At 62.9% G+C, this 15,828-nt stretch carries 13 protein-coding genes; 12 read left to right on the top strand and 1 reads right to left on the bottom strand.

The window, feature by feature from the left end; translation table 11 throughout:
• The first annotated feature begins 21 nt into the window (after positions 1–21).
• From carA to QCE48_RS10020, 4 genes are all read left to right on the top strand, one after another.
• A complete protein-coding gene (gene carA / locus QCE48_RS10035; protein WP_309787979.1) occupies positions 22–1,161 on the top strand; it encodes a glutamine-hydrolyzing carbamoyl-phosphate synthase small subunit in 1,140 nt (379 codons plus the stop codon).
• Between the two features lie 39 nt (positions 1,162–1,200).
• Positions 1,201–4,455, top strand: coding sequence for a carbamoyl-phosphate synthase large subunit (gene carB, locus QCE48_RS10030; RefSeq protein ID WP_309787980.1), 3,255 nt, complete (start codon positions 1,201–1,203; stop codon positions 4,453–4,455).
• Between the two features lie 119 nt (positions 4,456–4,574).
• Complete coding sequence (gene greA, locus QCE48_RS10025) at positions 4,575–5,051, top strand: transcription elongation factor GreA (RefSeq protein ID WP_087630621.1); 477 nt, start codon at positions 4,575–4,577, stop codon at positions 5,049–5,051.
• On the top strand, positions 5,051–5,569 hold the full coding sequence (locus QCE48_RS10020; protein ID WP_309787981.1) for a DUF4149 domain-containing protein: 519 nt from the start codon (positions 5,051–5,053) through the stop codon (positions 5,567–5,569). Before greA ends, QCE48_RS10020 begins: the two co-directional genes overlap by 1 nt.
• Before the next feature lie 72 nt (positions 5,570–5,641).
• Here QCE48_RS10020 and QCE48_RS10015 read toward each other — a convergent pair whose 3' ends face one another.
• A complete protein-coding gene (locus tag QCE48_RS10015) occupies positions 5,642–6,172 on the bottom strand; it encodes a YhbY family RNA-binding protein (protein WP_116567962.1) in 531 nt (176 codons plus the stop codon).
• Between the two features lie 361 nt (positions 6,173–6,533).
• Here QCE48_RS10015 and QCE48_RS10010 point away from each other — a divergent pair, with 361 nt between their 5' ends.
• From QCE48_RS10010 to pstB, 8 genes are all read left to right on the top strand, one after another.
• Positions 6,534–7,196, top strand: coding sequence for an RlmE family RNA methyltransferase (locus QCE48_RS10010; RefSeq protein WP_309787982.1), 663 nt, complete (start codon positions 6,534–6,536; stop codon positions 7,194–7,196).
• A gap of 184 nt (positions 7,197–7,380) precedes the next feature.
• Positions 7,381–9,267 (top strand): ATP-dependent zinc metalloprotease FtsH, encoded by a 1,887-nt coding sequence (ftsH, locus tag QCE48_RS10005; protein ID WP_309787983.1) that lies wholly within the window; start codon positions 7,381–7,383, stop codon positions 9,265–9,267.
• A 187-nt stretch (positions 9,268–9,454) separates the two neighbouring features.
• Positions 9,455–10,255 carry a dihydropteroate synthase gene (gene folP, locus QCE48_RS10000; RefSeq protein ID WP_309787984.1) on the top strand — a complete coding sequence of 267 codons (801 nt, stop codon included), beginning with the start codon at positions 9,455–9,457 and terminating at the stop codon, positions 10,253–10,255.
• A gap of 106 nt (positions 10,256–10,361) precedes the next feature.
• The gene (gene glmM / locus QCE48_RS09995) at positions 10,362–11,720 is read left to right on the top strand and encodes a phosphoglucosamine mutase (protein ID WP_309787985.1); all 1,359 of its coding nucleotides are present in this window, start codon (positions 10,362–10,364) and stop codon (positions 11,718–11,720) included.
• Positions 11,721–11,926: 206 nt separating this feature from the next.
• Complete coding sequence (gene pstS, locus QCE48_RS09990; RefSeq protein ID WP_309787986.1) at positions 11,927–12,958, top strand: phosphate ABC transporter substrate-binding protein PstS; 1,032 nt, start codon at positions 11,927–11,929, stop codon at positions 12,956–12,958.
• A 94-nt stretch (positions 12,959–13,052) separates the two neighbouring features.
• The gene (gene pstC / locus QCE48_RS09985) at positions 13,053–14,036 is read left to right on the top strand and encodes a phosphate ABC transporter permease PstC (RefSeq protein WP_309787987.1); all 984 of its coding nucleotides are present in this window, start codon (positions 13,053–13,055) and stop codon (positions 14,034–14,036) included.
• Positions 14,033–14,914, top strand: coding sequence for a phosphate ABC transporter permease PstA (gene pstA / locus QCE48_RS09980; RefSeq protein WP_309787988.1), 882 nt, complete (start codon positions 14,033–14,035; stop codon positions 14,912–14,914). The genes pstC and pstA overlap by 4 nt, the downstream gene beginning before the upstream one ends.
• A gap of 145 nt (positions 14,915–15,059) precedes the next feature.
• Positions 15,060–15,815, top strand: a complete 756-nt coding sequence (gene pstB, locus QCE48_RS09975; RefSeq protein WP_309788359.1) for a phosphate ABC transporter ATP-binding protein PstB — start codon at positions 15,060–15,062, stop codon at positions 15,813–15,815.
• Positions 15,816–15,828 lie beyond the last annotated feature (13 nt).

Genomic DNA, 15,828 nt, shown 5'->3' with positions numbered 1-15,828 from the left:
GTGTTCCCCAAGGAGCCTCCCGTGTTGCCGTCATTTTCCCCAGCAATTCTCGCACTCGCCGACGGCACGGTCTTTCGTGGTCATTCGATCGGCGCCTCCGGGTCGACGATCGGCGAAGTGGTGTTCAACACCGCGATCACCGGCTATCAGGAGATCCTCACCGATCCGTCCTACGCCCGCCAGATCGTCACGCTGACCTACCCGCATATCGGCAACGTCGGCGTGAATGCCGAGGATGTCGAAGCCACCAAAGTCCATGCCGCCGGCCTGATCATTCGCGACCTGCCGGTGCTCGCGTCCAACTTCCGCTCCGAACAGTCGCTCTCCGATTACCTGAAGGCGCAAGGCGTCGTCGCGATCGCGGGCATCGACACGCGCAAGCTGACGCGCATCCTGCGCGACAAGGGCGCGCAAAACGGCTGCATCCTCGCGGGCACCGACGAAGCGAAGGCGCTCGAACTCGCGCGCTCGTTTCCGGGCCTCGCGGGCATGGACCTCGCGAAAGTCGTGTCGACGAAGGAAACCTACGACTGGTCGCAGACCGAATGGCGTCTCGGCGAGGGCTACGGCAAGCTGGAAGCGCCGAAGCATCGCGTGGTCGCGTTCGACTACGGCGTCAAGTACAACATCCTGCGCATGCTCGCCGAGCGCGGCTGCCAGGTCACGGTGCTGCCCGCGCAAGCCACCGCCGCCGATGCGCTCGCGCTCAACCCGGACGGCATCTTCCTGTCGAACGGCCCGGGCGATCCGGAACCGTGCGACTACGCGATTGCCGCGACGCGCGAACTCATCGCGCGCGGCATTCCGACCTTCGGCATCTGCCTCGGCCATCAGATCATGGGCCTCGCGCTCGGCGCGAAGACCATGAAGATGAAGACCGGCCACCACGGCGCGAACCATCCGGTGAAGGATCTCGAAGATGGTCGCGTCGTCATCACGTCGCAGAACCACGGTTTTGCCGTCGACGCCGCCACGCTCCCCGCGAACGCGAAGGTCACGCACGTTTCGCTCTTCGACGGCACGCTGCAAGGCTTCGCCCTTACCGACAAACCCGCGTTCTGTTTCCAGGGCCATCCGGAAGCGTCGCCGGGGCCGAACGACATCGCGTATCTGTTCGACCGCTTCGTCAAGCTGATGGAAGCGTCGAAAGTCGCAGCGTAAGAAAGCACCGAACACAGCACCCCATTATCGAGAGCAGTTATGCCGAAGCGGACAGACATCAAGAGCATCCTCATCATCGGCGCGGGACCGATCATCATCGGCCAGGCGTGCGAGTTCGACTATTCGGGCGCACAGGCGTGCAAGGCGCTGCGCGAGGAGGGCTACAAGGTCATTCTCGTCAACAGCAATCCCGCGACGATCATGACCGACCCGAACACGGCGGACGTGACCTACATCGAGCCGATTTCGTGGGAAGTGGTCGAGCGCATCATCGCCAAGGAGCGCCCCGACGCGATCCTGCCGACGATGGGCGGCCAGACCGCGCTCAATTGCGCGCTCGATCTTTTCCATCACGGCGTGCTGGAAAAGTACCAGGTCGAGCTGATCGGCGCATCGCCGGAAGCGATCGACAAGGCGGAAGACCGCCAGAAGTTCAAGAACGCGATGACGAAGATCGGCCTCGGATCGGCCAAGTCGGGCATCGCGCATTCGATGGAAGAAGCGCTGCAAGTGCAGGCCGAGATCGCGGCCGCGACCGGCAGCGGCGGCTATCCGACCGTGATCCGCCCGTCGTTCACGCTCGGCGGATCGGGCGGCGGCATCGCGTACAACAAGGAAGAGTTCGAGGAAATCTGCCGTCGCGGGCTGGATTTGTCGCCCACGCGCGAACTGCTGATCGAAGAGTCGCTGCTCGGCTGGAAAGAGTACGAGATGGAAGTCGTGCGCGACACGAAGGACAACTGCATCATCGTCTGCTCGATCGAAAACCTCGACCCGATGGGCGTGCATACCGGCGACTCGATCACCGTCGCCCCGGCGCAGACGCTCACCGACAAGGAATACCAGATCCTGCGCAACGCGTCGCTCGCGGTGCTGCGCGAGATCGGCGTCGATACGGGCGGCTCGAACGTGCAGTTCGCGATCAACCCGAAAGACGGCCGCATGGTCGTGATCGAAATGAATCCGCGTGTGTCGCGTTCATCGGCGCTGGCGTCGAAGGCCACGGGTTTCCCGATCGCGAAGGTCGCGGCGAAGCTGGCCGTGGGCTACACGCTCGATGAGCTGAAGAACGAAATCACCGGCGGCCAGACGCCGGCATCGTTCGAGCCGACCATCGACTACGTCGTCACGAAGATTCCGCGTTTCGCGTTCGAGAAGTTCCGCGAAGCCGATTCGCGTCTCACCACGCAGATGAAGTCGGTCGGCGAAGTGATGGCGATCGGCCGCACGTTCCAGGAGTCATTCCAGAAGGCGCTGCGCGGGCTGGAAGTCGGCGTCGACGGTCTTGATGAAAAGACCACGAGCCGCGATGAAGCGATCCGCGAAATCGGCGAGCCGGGCCCGGACCGCATCTGGTTCCTCGGCGACGCGTTCCGCCTCGGTCTGAGCCCCCAGGAAATCTTCGAAGAAACCGCGATTGATCCCTGGTTCCTCGCGCAGATCGAACAGATCATTCTCAAGGAAAAGGCACTGCAAGGCCGCACGATCGAGAGCCTCACGCGCGAAGAACTGCTGTATCTGAAGCAGAGCGGATTCTCGGACCGGCGTCTTGCGAAGCTCACGGGTTCGGATCAGACCGCGGTGCGCCGCCGTCGTCACGAATTGAAAGTGCGTCCGGTCTACAAGCGCGTCGACACGTGCGCGGCCGAATTCGCGACCAAAACTGCTTACATGTACTCGACCTACGAGGACGAGTGCGAAGCGAACCCGACCGACAAGAAGAAGATCATGGTGCTGGGCGGCGGCCCGAACCGGATCGGGCAGGGCATCGAGTTCGACTATTGCTGCGTGCACGCCGCGCTCGCGATGCGCGAGGACGGCTATGAAACCATCATGGTCAACTGCAACCCGGAAACGGTGTCCACCGACTACGACACGTCCGACCGTCTCTACTTCGAATCGCTGACGCTCGAAGATGTGCTCGAAATCGTCGATCTGGAGAAGCCCGTCGGCGTGATCGTGCAGTACGGCGGCCAGACGCCGCTCAAGCTCGCGCTCGATCTCGAAGCGAACGGTGTGCCGATCGTCGGCACGTCGCCCGACATGATCGACGCCGCCGAAGACCGCGAGCGTTTCCAGAAGCTCCTGCAGGACCTGAACCTGCGCCAGCCGCCGAACCGCACCGCGCGCGCGGAAGACGAAGCGCTCAAACTCGCCGAGGAAATCGGCTATCCGCTCGTCGTTCGTCCGTCTTACGTGCTGGGCGGCCGCGCGATGGAAATCGTCCACGAGCCGCGCGACCTCGAACGCTACATGCGCGAGGCCGTGAAGGTGTCGAACGATTCGCCGGTGCTGCTCGACCGCTTCCTGAACGACGCGATCGAATGCGATGTCGACTGCATCTCCGATGGCGAAGCCGTGTTCATCGGCGGCGTGATGGAGCACATCGAACAGGCGGGCGTGCACTCGGGCGATTCGGCGTGCTCGCTGCCGCCGTACTCGCTCGCGCAGGAAACCGTCGACGAACTGAAGCGCCAGACCGGCGCGATGGCGAAGGCGCTCAACGTGATCGGCCTGATGAACGTGCAGTTCGCGATCCAGCAGGTGCCGCAGGACGACGGCTCGAAAAAGGACGTGATCTACGTGCTGGAAGTGAATCCGCGCGCGTCGCGCACGGTGCCGTATGTCTCGAAGGCGACCGGCCTGCCGCTCGCGAAGATCGCGGCGCGCGCAATGGTCGGCCAGAAACTCGCGGAGCAGGGCGTCACGAAGGAAGTGATTCCGCCGTACTTCAGCGTCAAGGAAGCGGTGTTCCCGTTCGTGAAGTTCCCGGCGGTCGATCCGGTGCTCGGACCCGAAATGCGCTCGACCGGCGAAGTGATGGGCGTGGGCCGCACCTTCGGCGAGGCGCTCTTCAAGTCGCAACTAGCGGCGGGTTCGCGTCTGCCGGAATCCGGCACGGTGCTCCTGACCGTGATGGACGCCGACAAGCCGAAGGCGGTCGAAGTCGCGACCATGCTGCACGAACTGGGCTACAAAATCGTCGCGACCAAGGGCACGGCTGCGTCGATCGAGGCGGCCGGCGTGCCGGTGAAGGTCGTGAACAAGGTGAAGGACGGTCGTCCGCACATCGTCGACATGATCAAGAACGGCGAGATCGCGCTCGTCTTCACGACGGTCGACGAAACGCGCGCCGCGATTGCCGATTCGCGCTCGATTCGCATGAGCGCGCAGGCGAACAAGGTCACGTACTACACGACGATGTCGGGTGCGCGGGCGGCGGTCGAAGGTCTGCGCTATCTGAAGGACCTGGAAGTCTATGATTTACAAGGTCTGCATGCTCGCCTAAACTAAGGCCTCGATGACTGGTTTTGGCTTCAAGGGCCGCGGTTAAGCGGCGTCTTCCGATTACCGGGAGATGCACTTAACCGCGGTAATTTTTTTACGGCTGTTTTTTGTTCTCCGAGTTGTTTATGAGCACAGTTCCATTGACGAAGCGTGGCGCAGAACTCCTGCGCGCGGAATTGCAACGCCTGAAATCGGTCGAGCGGCCGGCGGTCGTGAATTCGATCGCGGAAGCGCGCGCTCAGGGCGATCTGTCGGAAAACGCCGAGTACGACGCGGCAAAGGAAAAGCAGGGCTTCATCGAGGGCCGCATCGCTGAGCTCGAATCGAAGCTGGCGGCAGCGCAAGTGATCGACCCGACGACGGTCGAAGCCGACGGACGCGTGGTGTTCGGCGCGACGGTCGAACTCGAAGACCTGGATTCGGGTAAGGCGGTGACCTACCAGATCGTCGGCGACGACGAAGCCGACATCGACCACGGCCTCGTGTCGATCAGCTCGCCGATCGCGCGTGCGCTGATCGGCAAGAACGAAGGCGATGTGGCGTCGGTCCAGGCGCCGAGCGGCGCGCGCGAGTACGAAATCATCGCCGTTCGATACGTCTGATGGCACATCGACTCTTCCGGCTCGTGGCGATGGTGTGGGTCGGCAGCCTGCTGTCGCTCGGCTTCATCGCCGCGCCGGTGCTCTTCCGGATGCTCGAGCGCACGTCGGCGGGATCGGTGGCGGCGCAGCTCTTTCGTATCGAAGGAATACTGGGCGTGGTGTGCGGGCTGGTCCTGCTGCTGATCGGCAACCGTCAGGTGAAAAGCGGTTTCGCCGACTACAAGCGCGTGCGGTGGATCGTCATGGCGATGCTGCTGTGCGTGCTGATCGGCTATTTCGCCCTGCAGCCGTTCATGGAATCGCTGCGGATGGCCGCGCAGGAAGCGGGGACCGATCTCGCGCATTCGGCCTATGCGCAGCGCTTTGGCGTGCTGCATGGCGTGTCGAGCGCGTTTTACGTCGTCGAAAGCCTGCTCGGCATTCTGCTCGTCTGGCGTTTGCCGGGGCAGTCGTCGACGGGGCCAATCGTCGCGCGCGGCAAGTCTGCCGCTTTGGCGGCGCGGCGCGTGCGGCGCTGATCGGCCGGGCGGCGCCTCGCGATTCGGGCGTCGCGTCTTCTGTCCGGGCCGCGCCCGGAACAACAGCGTTTTTTATTTCGACGCCTGATGGGCGCGCTTGCTGCTGGTCTGACGCTTTTTCGCGCGTTTGACGTTGCCGCCCGCCGTCACGCGTTCGTTGCCGCGCACGAGCAGCTTCTGTTTCTTGGGCTTCTTCACGGCGGGCGCGTCGCGCGTGATCTTCACGGCCTTGACGATGCGCGGTGCCGCGCCCTTCGACGGACGTTCCGCGGCTTCGGCGGCGCTCGGCATCGTGGAGCGGCGGCCCGACGGCTTTTGCGGCGCGGCGCCTTCCGGCCTCCAGATCACGAGCAGTTTGCCGATATGCTGTACAGGCGCGGCGCCGAGGCGGTCGCAGATTTCCTCGTACATCGCGATTCGCGCATCGCGATCGTCGCCGAAAACGCGGATCTTGATGAGTTGATGCGCGCCGAGGTGGACTTCGATTTCGGTCAGCACGGCTTCGGTCAGCCCTTCGGCGCCGACGAGAACGACGGGCTTGAGCGCATGAGCCTGCGCGCGAAGATCGGCACGTTGGGCGGGAGAGAGTTTGAGGGCGGACATGAGAATTAACGGACTCGACTAAAATGAGGGGTGCTGAAGCGCAAAAGGAGCAAAAGCGGCATGACCGGTTGCGACCGGGGCGATGCGAAAAAAGCGCTGAGACCCATTTACCATCAGGCGCACAGTCAGACGGACAGGGTCCGCGAGCACCTGAAAAACGAAACGGGGCCGATTATCCGCCAAATGGAACCGCGCGGCACGACGAACAGCGCTCGGCACAGGTTGTCGGCCGGGCAGCACGGAAATCACCGGTTTCGCCCACGCCGGCCACACCGCGCGAAGCGGGGCCGGCCAAATAGACGCGTATTATCCGCTAAAAGCATAGCTGAATGCATGATTACGCAGCACGAGTTCATTATTGATGGCAAAAAACCGCTTTAACCATTCGTGGTTGCACGACCACATCAACGATCCCTACGTGAAACTCGCGCAGCGCGAGGGTTATCGCGCGCGCGCCGCATACAAGCTCAAGGAGATCGACGAGCAGGACAAGCTGATCCGCCCGGGGCACGTGATCGTCGATCTGGGTTCGACGCCGGGCAGCTGGAGCCAGTACGCGCGCAACAAGCTCGCGCAGGGCGCGAAGCGTGACGCCGAGCGCGAGGGCGGCATCGACGGCACGATCATTGCGCTCGACCTCCTGCCGATGGAGCCGATTGCCGACGTCACGTTCATCCAGGGCGACTTCCGTGAGGATGCGGTACTGGAACAGCTCAACGAAATCGTCGGCGCGCGTCAGGTGGACCTTGTAATTTCCGACATGGCCCCCAACCTCTCAGGTGTGGCGAGCGCGGATGCCGCGCGAATCGAGCATCTGTGCGATCTCGCGCTGGAATTCTCGCAAAATCACCTGAAACCGGAAGGCGCTTTGCTGGTCAAGTGCTTTCATGGCAGCGGTTACAGCCAGATCGTCGAGAAATTCAAGCAACAGTTCAAAGTCGTCGCGCCGCGCAAGCCGAAAGCCTCGCGTGACAAATCGTCTGAAACGTTTATCTTGGGCCGGCAGTTGAAGCGTCCCGCGTGAGCGTTCCGTTCGGCGGAAGTGGCAAAAAAGCGCCAAATTCCAGCGAATGTGCCGAAAAAAGGGCCTCCATCGCTATTTGCGTGGTAGAGAATGCTTATGGCAGGGGCTAGCGGACTGGATTAGAATGCTTTCGTGGTGCCGCAAGGTGTATGTAGGCGCCCGTCTATGAGTGAGGAGTGGTGCTTTGAACAACAATATGTTCTCTAAGGCAGCAGTGTGGCTCGTGATCGCACTGGTGCTGTTCACGGTGTTCAAGCAGTTCGATAAGCCCCGCGTCCAGGAAGGTGTGTCGTATTCGCAGTTCATGGACGACGCGAAGAACGGTAAGGTCAAGACCGTAACCGTTCAGGGCCGTAACTTGACGGTCACTCCGGCAGATGGTCAGAAATATCAGATCGTGTCCCCCGGCGATATCTGGATGGTCGGCGATCTGATGAAGTATGGCGTTCAGGTCAGCGGCAAGGCCGATGACGAACCCAATGCGCTCGTATCGGCGCTGTATTACCTCGGACCGACGATCCTGATCATCGGCTTCTGGTTCTACATGATGCGGCAGATGCAGGGGGGCGGCAAAGGCGGTGCCTTCTCGTTCGGCAAGTCGCGAGCGCGGCTGATCGACGAGAACAACAACGCAATCAATTTCACCGATGTCGCGGGCTGTGACGAAGCGAAGGAAGAAGTGTCCGAGCTCGTCGATTTCCTGCGCGATCCGCAAAAGTTCCAGAAGCTGGGCGGGCGAATCCCGCGCGGCGTGCTGCTGGTCGGCCCTCCGGGTACCGGTAAGACGCTGCTTGCGCGCGCCATCGCCGGCGAGGCGAAGGTGCCGTTCTTCAGCATTTCGGGATCGGACTTTGTCGAAATGTTTGTCGGCGTCGGCGCGGCCCGCGTGCGCGACATGTTCGAGCAGGCGAAGAAGCATGCGCCCTGCATCGTGTTCATCGACGAAATCGACGCGGTCGGTCGTCATCGCGGCGCCGGCATGGGCGGCGGCAACGACGAGCGCGAGCAGACGCTGAACCAGATGCTCGTCGAGATGGACGGCTTCGAGGCGAATTCCGGCGTGATCGTGATCGCCGCAACGAACCGCTCCGACGTGCTCGACAAGGCGCTCTTGCGCCCGGGTCGTTTCGACCGTCAGGTGTATGTCGGTCTGCCGGACATCCGCGGTCGTGAACACATCATGAAGGTGCACCTGCGCAAGGTGCCGATTGCAAACGACGTCGACGCATCGGTGATCGCGCGCGGCACGCCTGGTTTCTCGGGCGCCGATCTCGCGAATCTCGTGAATGAAGCGGCGTTGTTTGCGGCGCGTCGCGGCAAGCGAATCGTCGAAATGCAGGACTTCGAAGACGCGAAGGACAAGATTTTCATGGGTCCGGAGCGCAAGTCGGCGGTGATGCGCGAGGAAGAGCGCCGCAATACGGCTTACCACGAGTCCGGTCACGCGGTGGTCGCGAAGCTGCTGCCGCACGCCGATCCGGTGCACAAGGTCACGATCATGCCGCGCGGCTGGGCACTCGGCGTCACGTGGCAGTTGCCGGAACATGACCGCGTGAACCTGTATCGCGACAAGATGCTCGAGGAAATCGCGATCCTGTTCGGCGGCCGTGCAGCGGAAGAAGTATTCCTCAACTCGATGTCGACGGGTGCGTCGAACGACTTCGAGCGCGCGACGAAGATGGCGCGCGACATGGTGACGCGCTACGGCATGTCGGACGTGCTCGGCACGATGGTCTATGTCGATACCGAGCAGGATGGCATGTTCGGCAAGCTGGCATCGAAGACGGTGTCGGAAGCGACGCAGCAGAAGGTCGACGCCGAAATCCGTCGGATTCTCGATGAGCAATACGGCCTCGCGCGCAAGCTGCTCGAAGACCACCGCGACAACGTCGAAGCCATGACGAAGGCGCTGCTCGAATGGGAAACCATCGACGCAGACCAGATCAGCGACATCATGGCGGGCCGTCCGCCGCGTCCGCCGAAGAATCTGCCGCCGCCGTCGGGCGATACGCCCAGCAGCGGCAATAGCGGCACAGAGGTCAAGCCGGGCAGCGCTACCGCGCCGGCCTGAGTTTCACCCGATCCGTATGAGGGCTGGTGTGTTCGCACACCGGCCCTTTTTCATTGCCGCACCCGTGGCGACGGAAATTGATCAATCCAATCATCAGTCAGATCCCTTGACGACTTCCACATCGCAATTTTCAGCACCGCCGCTGCAATGCGGTCGCTTTGTCTTGAGTTTCGAGCGGCCGCTCGTGATGGGCATCCTCAATGTGACGCCGGATTCGTTTTCCGACGGCGGTCGCTTCCTCGCGCGCGATGATGCACTCCGGCGCGCGGAGGACATGCTCGCCGATGGCGCGGAAATCATCGACATCGGCGGCGAATCGACGCGTCCCGGTGCGGTGCCGGTGCCGCTTGACGAGGAACTCGCTCGGGTCATCCCGATCGTCGAGGCATTGCGACAATTGAACGTGCCGCTGTCGGTCGACACGTACAAGCCGGCTGTGATGCGCGCCGCGCTCGCCGCGGGCGCCGACATGATCAACGACATCTGGGGTTTCAGGCAGCCCGGCGCGCTCGATGCAGTGCGCGACGGCAACCCCGGACTGTGCGCCATGCACATGCTCGGCGAGCCGCAGACGATGCAGGCGGTCGAGCCGGTGTATGAGGACGTCGTCGCGGATGTACGCGCCTTTTTCGAGGAACGCGTGGCAGCGCTGACGAATGCAGGAATCGGGCGTGAGCGAATCTGCCTTGATCCCGGATATGGTTTCGGCAAAACGGAGGCGCACAATTTCGCATTGCTCGCCCACCTCGCGGATACAATGCCGGCCGGCACGAATTTCCCGTTGCTCGTCGGCATGTCGCGCAAGTCGATGCTCGGTGCCGCGACCGGTCGCAAGAAGGCCGAGCGCGTCGCGGCGGGCGTTGCGGCGGCGGTTTGCGCGGCGGAACGGGGAGCGGCGATCGTCCGGGTTCACGACGTCGCGCCAACCGTCGATGCCATGAAGGTCTGGAAGGCAACGAAAGACGCGGCCCGGATCCGTCATCATTGAGAAGATATTGCGTGGAGCAGGCGCAGCGCGAGCGCCACTCCACGGTTTCATATAAACGGGGACGCGAGGCGCGTCTCAGCATCCCATGAGGGAGGGTCGACTCACAATGGCACGTCGCTATTTTGGAACGGATGGAATTCGAGGCAAGGTAGGCGAGGCCCCGATCACGCCGGAATTCGTGCTGCGGCTTGGCTACGCCGCCGGCAAGGTGTTGGCCGGCGCTGACCGCTGGCAAAAAAAGGGCAGCCGTCCGACCGTGCTGATCGGCAAGGACACGCGGGTCTCGGGCTATATGCTCGAGGCCGCGCTGGAGGCGGGTTTTTCGGCGGCGGGCGTCGACGTCATGCTGGCAGGCCCGATGCCGACGCCCGGCATCGCGTATCTGACGCGCGCGCTGCGGCTCGCGGCGGGCGTCGTGATCAGCGCTTCGCATAATCCGTACTACGACAACGGCATCAAGTTCTTCTCCGCCGACGGCAACAAGCTGCCGGACAACGTCGAATTGCAGATCGAAGCGCAACTGGAGCAGCCGCTCGACTGCGTGAGTTCGGAGCGCCTCGGCAAAGCCCGGCGGCTCGACGACGCCGGCGGCCGCTACGTCGAATTCTGCAAAAGCACGTTTCCGGCGAGCTTCGATCTGCGCGGGATGAAAATCGCGCTCGATTGTGCGCATGGCGCCGCGTATGACGTCGCGCCGAACGTTTTCCACGAACTCGGCGCCGAGGTCATATCGCTCGGCATCTCGCCGAACGGCTTCAATATCAATGACGGCGTCGGTGCCACCGCGCCCGAGGCGCTCGTGCGCGCGGTGCGTGAACACGGCGCGGACATCGGCATCGCGCTGGACGGCGACGCCGACCGCCTTCAGGTCGTCGACGCCAATGGCCGCCTCTACAACGGCGACGAATTGCTCTACGTGCTGGTGAAGGATCGCATCGCGACCGCCGGCCAAGTGGAAGGCGCGGTCGGCACGCTGATGACGAACATGGCCGTCGAAGTGGCGCTCAGAAACGCCGGCGTTCAGTTCGAACGGGCGGCCGTCGGCGACCGCTACGTGCTCGAAAAGCTGCGCGAGAATGGCTGGCAGCTCGGTGCGGAAGGCTCGGGCCACATCCTGTCGCTCGACCGGCATTCGACGGGCGACGGCATCGTCTCCGCGCTGCTCGTGCTGGCCGCCATCCAGCGCAGCGGCAAGACGCTCGCCGAACAACTCGAAGGCGTCACCTTGTTCCCGCAGAAACTGATCAACGTGCGCATGAGCCCGGGCGCCGACTGGAAAAGCAGCGACGCGATCCACGCCGCGATCGCGAGCGCGGAACGCGCGCTTCAGGCGCATGGACGCGTGCTGATCCGCGCCTCGGGCACCGAGCCCGTACTGCGCGTGATGGTCGAGGCCGCTTCGGAGACGGACGCCATTCGGCACGCGGAAACGATTGCGCAAGTGGTAAAAGACGCGACTTCCTGACTCTCCGTCAAAACCGCAAAAAAGCCGCTGCGATTTCGAATCGCGGCGGCTTTTTCGCATTTTGAGCGCGCTCGAACGAGAAAAAACACCGCCTTTCATCGACGTAAGGCCGTTGTCACGCTGGCTTCACGGAGAGTCACATTACTGTCACGGAGACTGCCTATGCTTCGCGTTGTCGTGTCATTCGCTCACAACCTGGAGGTCTCATGAAATTGATGCAAACCGCGCTGGCTGGCGTAATCGGCGCACTCGTCGCCATCTCCGCGCAAGCAGCCGACATTACCGGCGCGGGCAGCACCTTTGCAGCACCGATCTACACGAAGTGGGCGGACGCCTACCAGAAGACCGGCGGCGGCAAGGTCAACTATCAGGGCATTGGCTCGTCGGGCGGCGTCAAGCAGATCGTCGCGAAGACGGTCGATTTCGCCGGCTCGGACGCGCCGCTGAAAGACGACGAACTCACGAAGCAAGGCCTCTTCCAGTTTCCGACGGTGGTCGGCGGCGTCGTGCCGGTGATCAACGTGCCGGGCGTGAAGCCGGGTGAAGTGACGCTGTCGGGCGAAGTGCTCGGCGACATCTACCTCGGCAAGATCAAGAAGTGGAACGACCCGGCGATCGCCGCGCTCAATCCGAAAGTGAAGCTGCCGGACACGGACATCGCCGTGGTTCGCCGCGCCGACGGCTCGGGCACGAGCTTCATCTGGACGAACTATCTGTCGAAAGTGAACGGCGAGTGGAAGTCGAAGGTCGGCGAAGGCTCGACCGTCAACTGGCCGACGGGCACGGGCGGCAAGGGCAACGACGGCGTCGCGGCGTTCGTGCAGCGTCTGCCGGGCGCGATCGGCTATGTCGAGTGGGCGTACGCGAAGCAGAACAAGATGACGTATGTGGGCCTGAAGAACGCCGCCGGCACGATCGTCGAGCCGAAGACGGAAACCTTCAAGGCCGCCGCAGCCGGCGCGGACTGGTCGAAGTCGTTTTATCAGATCCTCACGAACGAGCCGGGCAAGGATGCATGGCCGGTCGTCGGCGCGACCTTCGTCTTGCTGCACGCGACGCAGGACAAGCCGGAACAGGGCACGGAAACGCTGAAGTTCTTCGACTGGGCGTTCAAGAACGGCAACCAGGCCGCGAACGATCTCGACTACATCTCGCTGCCGGATTCGGTGGTCGCTGAAATCCGCACGCAATGGAAGGCGAAGGTGAAGGACGCGTCGGGCAAGGCCGTCGCGCAGTAACGCAGGTCTGAAACTGTCCTAAGCTGATGAAGCAGGACAATCGCGGTACGTTTCGCCGCGCGGCAGGTGCCGCGCGGCCCGACCCAAGGTTCCCATGTCGGACATCAATCTAGCGTCGGCGCCTCCCGGCAGCGGCACGCAGCGCGCCCCGGGGCGTCTCGGTGACATCCTTTTCGGCGGCCTGACGCGCCTTGCAGCCGTCGTCACGCTGCTTTTGCTTGGCGGCATCATCGTGTCGCTGATCGTGGCGTCCATGCCGACGATCGAAAAATTCGGTCTTGGCTTCCTGTGGCACGCGGACTGGGATCCGCCGACCGAAACGTTCGGCGCGCTCGTGCCGATCTACGGCACGATCGCCACGTCGCTGATCGCGCTCATCATCGCGGTGCCGGTGAGCTTCGGCATTGCGCTCTTTCTGACCGAACTGTCGCCGGCGTGGCTGCGACGGCCGCTGGGCATCGCGATCGAACTGCTGGCGGCGATTCCGTCGATCGTCTACGGCATGTGGGGCCTGCTCGTCTTCGCGCCGATTTTCGCGACGTACTTCGAAAAACCGCTCGGACGCCTGCTCGGCGACGTCTGGGTGATCGGCCGCTTCTTTCAGGGCCCGCCGATCGGCATCGGCATCCTGTGCGCGGGCGTCATCCTCGCGATCATGATCATTCCGTATATCGCGGCGGTGATGCGCGATGTGTTCGAGGTCACGCCCGTGCTGCTGAAGGAATCGGCGTACGGGATCGGCTGCACGACGTGGGAAGTGATGTGGAAGATCGTGCTGCCGTACACGCGCACCGGCGTGATCGGCGGCGTGATGCTCGGCCTCGGTCGCGCGCTCGGCGAGACGATGGCGGTGACCTTCGTGATCGGCAATACGAACCTGCTCGACAACGTGTCGCTCTTTTCGCCGGGCAACAGCATCACGTCCGCGCTTGCGAACGAATTCGCCGAAGCGAGCCCGGGCCTGCACACGTCGGCGCTGATGGAGCTCGGACTGATTCTTTTCGTGATCACGTTCTTCGTGCTGGCGATATCGAAGGTGATGCTGCTTCGCCTCGAAAAAGGAGAGGGTTCCAAGTGAGCCAGCCTACTTACATCAATACGGACGCGTCCGACGCCACGCGCGAGCGCCTGCAACGCCGCCGCCGCGGCAAGAACGCGATCGCGCTCACGCTGTCGCTCGCCGCGATGGCCTTCGGCCTCTTGTGGCTCGTGTGGATTCTGTTCACGACGCTCAAGCTCGGCATCGGCGGATTGTCGGTCGAACTCTTCACGCAGTCGACGCCGCCGCCCAACACCGACGGCGGTGGTCTCGCGAACGCGATCGTCGGCAGCCTGATGCTGGTCGTGCTCGCAACGTTCATCGGCACGCCGCTCGGCATCCTGGCGGGCGTGTATCTCGCGGAATACGGGCAGAAGCGCTGGCTCGCGAGCATCACGCGCTTCATCAACGACATCCTGCTCTCGGCGCCGTCGATCGTGATCGGTCTTTTCGTCTACGCGCTCGTCGTCGCGAAAGTGGGGCGATTCTCGGGCTGGGCGGGCGTGATCGCGCTCGCGCTCTTGCAGATTCCGATCGTGATCCGCACGACCGAGAACATGCTGAAGCTCGTGCCGAACGCGCTGCGCGAAGCCGCGTTCGCGCTCGGCACGCCGAAGTGGAAGATGATTCTGTCGATCACGCTGAAGGCGTCGGTCGGCGGGATCGTGACGGGCGTGTTGCTCGCGGTCGCGCGCATCGCGGGCGAAACCGCGCCGCTCCTTTTCACGGCGTTGTCGAACCAGTTCTTCTCGTGGAACATGAACCAGCCGGTCGCCAACCTGCCGGTCACGATCTACAAGTTCGCGATGAGTCCGTTCCCGCAGTGGCAGTCGCTCGCGTGGGCCGGCGTTTTCCTGATTACGCTCGGCGTGCTGGGTCTCAACGTGCTCGCACGCACGATCCTTTCGAAAAAATAGGCGGAGTGATTCCATGAACACGGTTGCGAGTGGTGTCAGCCACCTGAATGTCAACGCGGTCGAAGACAAGACCGACGCGCCGGTCGAACGCGGCCCCGTGCCCGGCAGCTTCAAGCCGACGCACAGCGCGAAGCCCGCCGATTCGATGAAGCCGAAGATCGAGGTCAACGATCTCAACTTCTTCTACGGCAAGTATCACGCGCTGAAGAACATCAACCTGCGCATTCCCGAGAAGAAGGTGACGGCGTTCATCGGGCCGTCGGGTTGCGGCAAGTCCACGCTCTTGCGCACGTTCAACAAGATGTACGCGCTTTATCCGGAGCAGCGCGCCGAGGGCGAAATCCTGATGGACGGCGAGAACCTGCTCGACACGCGCCGCGATATTTCGCTGTTGCGGGCGCGCGTCGGCATGGTGTTTCAGAAGCCGACGCCGTTTCCGATGTCGATCTACGACAACATCGCGTTCGGCGTGAAGATGTTCGAACAGCTTTCGCGCTCGGAAATGGACGATCGCGTCGAGTGGGCGCTCACCAAGGCCGCGCTCTGGAACGAAGTGAAGGACAAGCTGCAGCAAAGCGGCTATGGCTTGTCGGGCGGCCAGCAGCAGCGTCTGTGCATCGCGCGCGGCATTGCGATCCGTCCGGAAGTGCTGCTGCTCGACGAACCGTGCTCGGCGCTCGACCCGATATCGACGGGCCGCATCGAAGAGCTGATCGCGGAGCTGAAGAACGACTACACGGTCGTGATCGTCACGCACAACATGCAGCAGGCGGCGCGTTGTTCCGACTACACTGCCTATATGTACCTCGGCGAGCTGATCGAATTCGGCGACACCGAAAAGATCTTCATCAAGCCCGCCCGCAAGGAAACGGAAGACTACATCACCGGACGGTTCGGCTAACCGCCGAAGAGAA

The organism is Caballeronia sp. LZ024, assembly GCF_031451455.1.
Taxonomy (GTDB): Bacteria; Pseudomonadota; Gammaproteobacteria; order Burkholderiales; family Burkholderiaceae; genus Caballeronia; species Caballeronia telluris.
This window is presented reverse-complemented; position numbering and strand designations above follow the sequence as displayed.